General features: G+C 45.8%; 4 protein-coding genes. 3 read left to right on the plus strand and 1 reads right to left on the minus strand.

The genetic code is table 11. The features are described 5' to 3' along the window. The coding region (locus VIP81_RS05370) for a hypothetical protein (protein WP_331957444.1) at nt 1-204 on the plus strand (204 nt) is incomplete at its 5' end. A gap of 225 nt (nt 205-429) precedes the next feature. Here the strand turns inward: VIP81_RS05370 and VIP81_RS05375 are convergent. Then, nucleotides 430-2,709, minus strand: a complete 2,280-nt coding sequence (locus VIP81_RS05375) for a Tex family protein (protein WP_331957445.1) — start codon at nt 2,707-2,709, stop codon at nt 430-432. A gap of 301 nt (nt 2,710-3,010) precedes the next feature. Between VIP81_RS05375 and mazG the strand changes: the two genes are divergently transcribed. Next, nucleotides 3,011-3,781: a nucleoside triphosphate pyrophosphohydrolase gene (gene mazG, locus VIP81_RS05380; RefSeq protein ID WP_331957446.1), complete on the plus strand. Its 771-nt coding sequence runs from the start codon at nt 3,011-3,013 to the stop codon at nt 3,779-3,781. Between the two features lie 22 nt (nt 3,782-3,803). Next, nucleotides 3,804-5,741 (plus strand): hypothetical protein (locus VIP81_RS05385; RefSeq protein ID WP_331957447.1); only part of this gene is annotated, 1,938 nt, incomplete at its 3' end.

The raw sequence follows: 5,741 nt of genomic DNA on the forward strand, positions 1-5,741 counted from the left end.
GAAGTAGAAAATAAAATCCTCTTTAACGAAGGCTATATGCCCGGCAAATCCGGCTATGATGAAGCCGTCATCGCCATAGATATGGACCGAGATATTATCTATCTCGGCTTTACGGTCAACAGAAACCTCATGCTCTTCAGCGAAAAAGGAGATACCGATTATCCGGAAAAATTTCTGCAATGGATGCAGAAGTTTGAACGGTAATTGCGCCTTCGGCGCCTGCATCAGGATTATACTGATGAAGATGATTTTCCGGATTTTTGTTTTTATGATTTTGTAAGATTTTAAAAAAAAACGGGGAGATAAAAGCGATTTGCGCTTTTATCTCCCCGGAATATTAAACAACAAAAGGTAGGGAAATCAGAAAAATCATGATTCATCATGCTAATCCTGCTAAAGACAAGCGCCGAAGGCGCGCTCCCCATCCAATTAATTATCAAACTTATTCTTCAACGCCGCCAGCTTCGCCTGGAAATCATTCAATGGCGCTTCTTTCGCCGCTGGCTTATCCTTGCGTACTTCCTTACGTGGCTCTGCTTTGCGTGGTCCCTGCTGCTGTTGCTGCTGGCCACCGCCACCACCTTTTTCATGATCTTTCATCGATAAGGAAATTCGCTTACGCGCTACATCTATTTCCAATACCGTTACCTGTACCTTCTGATTCAGCTTTACCGCCTCATTGGGGTTACTGATAAATTTATTGGAGAGATGGGAAATATGCACCAGTCCATCCTGCTTAACACCTATATCCACGAAGGCGCCAAAGGCCGTAATGTTCGTTACCACACCCGGTAACACCATCCCTGGTTTTACATCCTCCATTTTATGAATGCCTTCGGCATATTCAAATATGGAAATCTCATCACGGGGATCACGACTGGGTTTGGCCAGCTCTTTCAGGATATCTTCCAGCGTAAGTAAACCTACTTCCGGACTTACATAATCCTTTGCATTGATGAGTTTACGCAGTTCTTCCTTGCCAATCAGATCAGGCACAGTGCAATGTTGCTTCGCCGCCATTTCCCTGATCAGATCATAACGCTCCGGATGCACCGCAGAATTGTCCAGCGGATTATCACCATTTTCAATACGAAGGAAGCCCGCACACTGTTCAAACGCTTTATCTCCCAAACGATGCACTTTCTTCAACTGCATACGGTTGCTGAAAGCACCGTTTTCTTTACGGTATTTTACAATGTTCTCCGCCAGGGATGGACCCAAACCGGAAATATAAGCCAGCAAATGCTTGGAGGCCGTATTCAGGTTTACACCTACGTTGTTTACACAGCTTACCACTACACGGTCCAGGCTCTGCTTCAGGGAAGACTGGCTTACATCATGCTGGTATTGTCCCACACCAATCGCCTTCGGATCAATCTTCACCAACTCTGCCAGCGGATCTATCAGGCGGCGGCCAATGGAAATAGCACCACGAACCGTTACATCATGATCGGGGAATTCTTCACGCGCCACTTCTGATGCGGAATAAACGGATGCTCCGCTTTCATTCACCATGAACACATTGATCTTTCTGCCAAAGTCCAGCTTCTTCACAAATTCTTCTGTTTCACGACCCGCTGTACCATTACCTACCGCAATAGCTTCGGTGTCATATTTATCCGCCCACTTCTTCAGTAAAGCTTCTGCATCATCTCTTTTGTAATTCTTTTCCAACGGGTAAATAACATCATTGGCCAGCATATTACCCTGGTTATCCAATGCCACTATTTTACAACCCGTTCTATATCCCGGATCAATGGCAATTACACCCTTAGGGCCGAGTGGTGCTGCCAGCAACAACTGACGCAGGTTTTCCGCAAATACCTCAATGGCTTCTGCATCGGCCTTTTCTTTCGCTACTGCCCTGAACTCATTCTCCAGAGACGGACGCAATAAACGCTTGTAAGCATCTGCCGCAGCCTTCGTTACCTGCTCTGCCGCCTTGCCTTTGCCCGTTACAAATTGCTTTTGTATCAAAGCATTGGCATCTTCCTCTACCGGTGCAATGGAACTGAACAAAATACCTTCATGCTCTGCACGTAATATCGCCAGCACCCGGTGGGATGGCACCTCACGCAGATCTTCCGTAAACTCGAAATAGTCTTTATATTTATCGCCTTCTGCTTCTTTTCCTTCCACTACTTTAGAAGTGAGCTTGCCGGTATTGGTAAATAGTTTACGCAACTTATCACGGCATTCCGCATTCTCATTGATCCACTCCGCAATGATATCCCGCGCACCTTTCAATGCCTCTTCTGATGTAGCTACCTGCTCATTGATAAATGTTTCCGCAGTGGCAGTATCAGTATCCTGCTGCTCAAACAACAGCTTCGCCAATGGCTCGAGTCCTTTCTCAATAGCCACGGTAGCACGTGTTTTACGCTTAGGCTTATAAGGAAGATAAATGTCTTCCAACTCCGCCAGCACCCATGTCTGCTCTATTTTAGCCAGCAACTCAGGGGTCATTTTCTCCTGCTCTGTAATCGTTTTGATAATAAATTCGCGACGATCATCCACTTCCTTGTAACGCTTCTGCAAGTCTTCAATTCGACCTATCTGCACCTCATCCAAACTACCCGTTACCTCCTTCCGGTAACGACTGATAAAGGGTACCGTAGATCCTTCAGATAACAGGGCCATGGTATTTTCTGCCTGCTTGCCGGAAATACCTAACTCCGATGAAATAAGCGCAATGTGTTTCGGATTCATAAATCAATACATTTTTGGGATCTTTTGATTTCAAGATTTTCCGGAAAGATATTATCGCAATTGATCCACTGCCACAACAAAATTCCACTACCTCAAAACCATGAAATCACTACAATTTTATAGCTCGCAAATGTAACTAAAATGGGCTTTTTACCAAGAAAAAGAATTCCCCAATTTTACAGTAGCTTTTAGCCATCAGCTTTTAGCTTTCAGCAAATGTAGCCAGGACCATCCGCCGCATTTGCCAAAAGCTAAAAGCTAATGGCCAAAAGCTAAAAAATGATCCCTATTTTTACAAAATATGGAAAAGACAGCTACATTCGATCGCCTCCTCCAGATCATGGACGATTTAAGGGAAAAATGCCCCTGGGACCGCAAGCAAACCATCCAGACGCTCCGGCAGCTCACCATCGAGGAAACATATGAGCTGGCAGATGCCATTACCGACGAAGACTGGAAGTCCATTAAGGAAGAACTGGGCGATATCCTCCTGCATATTGTGTTTTATGCCAAAATAGGCGCAGAACAACAAAAATTCGATATCAACGATGTCATCAACGGCGTATGTGATAAACTGATCCACCGTCACCCGCATATTTATGGAGATGTGAAAGCGGATACAGAAGAACAGGTAAAACAAAACTGGGAGAAACTCAAGCTGAAAGAAGGTAAAACCTCCGTCCTCAGCGGCGTTCCCCTCTCACTCCCCGCCCTGGTAAAAGCCATGCGCCTCCAGGAAAAAGCCAAACAAACCGGCTTTGAATGGGATAATACCAGCCAGGTATGGGATAAGGTAAAGGAAGAAGTCAATGAACTGGAAGAAGCCGTGAACAGTGGCAATAAAGACGCCATGGAAGATGAATTCGGCGATGTCATGTTCTCCCTCGTCAACTACTCCCGCTTCCTGGATATAGATGCGGAAAATGCACTCGAACGCACCAATAAAAAATTCCAACGCCGCTTTCAGGCCATGGAAGTATTGGCATTGCAACAAGGCCGCACACTCAATGACATGAACTTAACGGAAATGGATACACTCTGGAATCAAGTGAAAACCACAGAGCAATTATAAATTTTTTCATAACCACATCGCATTGATCGATACTAAAGAAATACGACTTTTTTTCCTGCGACATGGCTATCTCCTGATCATCGCGGCCTGGTTGTTTACCTTCGCCTTTTTGTTCAGTAACTACTGGTCCTACTACTCCTCGCCGCAAGGCGTGAAACGTAGCATGGAAAAAAGTATCCAGCAACGCGAAAAGGATTTCCAGAAACTCGCGAAAGATACCGCCCTCTCTACGTCACTTTTTCAGCGCAGCTATACCCAGCATACGCTCGACAAGCTCACCAGCCTTGAATACTATCTCTTTGCATACGATTCCGGTAGCTCCGGCATCTGGCTTACCTTCTGGAACACCAGCCAGGTAAAACCAGAAGAACTGCAAACAACCCTGGAAGACGGCTCCCGCTTCATGAAACTGAAAAACGGGTATTATGAAGTGATCACCCGCAAAGTGAGATCTGCCGCCGGTCACGCACAATACCTGCTGGGCGTAATTCCTGTACGACTGGAATACGCTATCAAAAATAACTACCTCGTTAATCACTTCTATCATAAAGAAGAACTGGGCGAGGAGTACGGCATCTTAACGGACCAACCCCGTTTAATGCAGCCGGAACATACGGTTTTTGCAGTGAATAACGGTAATGGGGATACGCTGTTTTATCTCGACTATAACAGTGGCATGCACGTACATCCACCCAATAACCTGAGCGTATTACTGCGCGTAATGGGCTGCATCTGCGTGCTGATCTTTCTTAATCTCTTTGCCACACTGCTGGCCAAAACAACAAACCCGCTATACGGCTTCCTGTTCCTGTTCCTCATCGTATTCGGGCTCAGGGTACTCAGCTACGTATACCCGTTTCCGTTTAACCTGAAAGAACTCAATATCTTTGATCCCAGGATCTACGCAAAAGATGAAATCTTTTACTCCCTGGGCGACCTGCTGATTAACGTACTACTCACTTTCTGGATGATCCTCTTTTTCCGGGAACACGTAAAAACAATTAATCCGCCGGTACTCAGGAAAAGATGGGCACAAAGCGTCGTGATCATCATCGCCAGCCTTATTCTTTACATCGTGGAGCAATTCCTGGCAGACCTCATTCAATCACTCGTAATAGATTCCAAGATCTCTTTCGATGTCACCAACTCCTTCAGCATTACGGAGTACAGTGTCATCGGTTTTGTGGTCCTGGGCTTTATCTCGTTCAGCTTTTTATTCTTCTCCCAGATCATTAACTACCTGCTCAATGAGCTCACCAATTTTCAATACCGTACCAAATACATCTGGCTCGGGGCAGTAGGAGTGATCTGGTTGCTCTTCCGCGTACACAATCCCGAACTGCCGTTTTCTATTTCTATGGTCGCCTGGCTGCTGGTATATATTGTGCTGCTCGATTTCCTGGCCGATCGCTTCGAAAGCAGTATGGCAACTGTCCCATTTCTTTTCTGGCTCTTCCTGCTCACCATTACTACCTCCGGTGCATTGGTGCATTATAACAACCACAAGGAACTGCTGGCCCGCCAAAAGCTGGCGGAAGACCTGTCCAGACAAAAAGATCCTTACCTGGAAATGTTGCTGAATGATATCGGGAAAAAAATTGAACACGATGAAAGGATTCAATATTTTTTCCAGGATGCCAGCATGAGGGAACAACGCAAAGCCAAATTCGACAGCCTGCTCCTGCAAACCTATTTTCAGGGTTACCTCAGCCGCTTCCGCGTAAACATTTATGCTTACGATGAAAACGGCGTCTCCCTGTTTCCTTCAGATAACGTTAGCCTGTCTACGCTCAACCGGCAAATGTTTTCAGAATCGGCCGCCACACCATCGCTGGTACCCGGCAATGATCTCTATTACTACGAACGTAGCTTCAATGACTACAGCTACATGGCCAAGAAAGAATTTCACAGGGCTAATAACGAAGTGAGCGGATGGCTGGTATATACCCTCGAACCTAAA

It is taken from the genome of Chitinophaga sp. (assembly GCF_036566945.1).
In the GTDB taxonomy this organism is placed as follows: Bacteria; Bacteroidota; Bacteroidia; order Chitinophagales; family Chitinophagaceae; genus Chitinophaga.

Excerpts from the sequence above, each read along its gene's own strand:
- VIP81_RS05375 (WP_331957445.1), bottom strand. The coding sequence starts at position 2,709 with ATGAATCCGAAACACATTGCGCTTATTTCATCGGAGTTAGGTATTTCC.
- mazG (WP_331957446.1), top strand. The coding sequence starts at position 3,011 with ATGGAAAAGACAGCTACATTCGATCGCCTCCTCCAGATCATGGACGAT.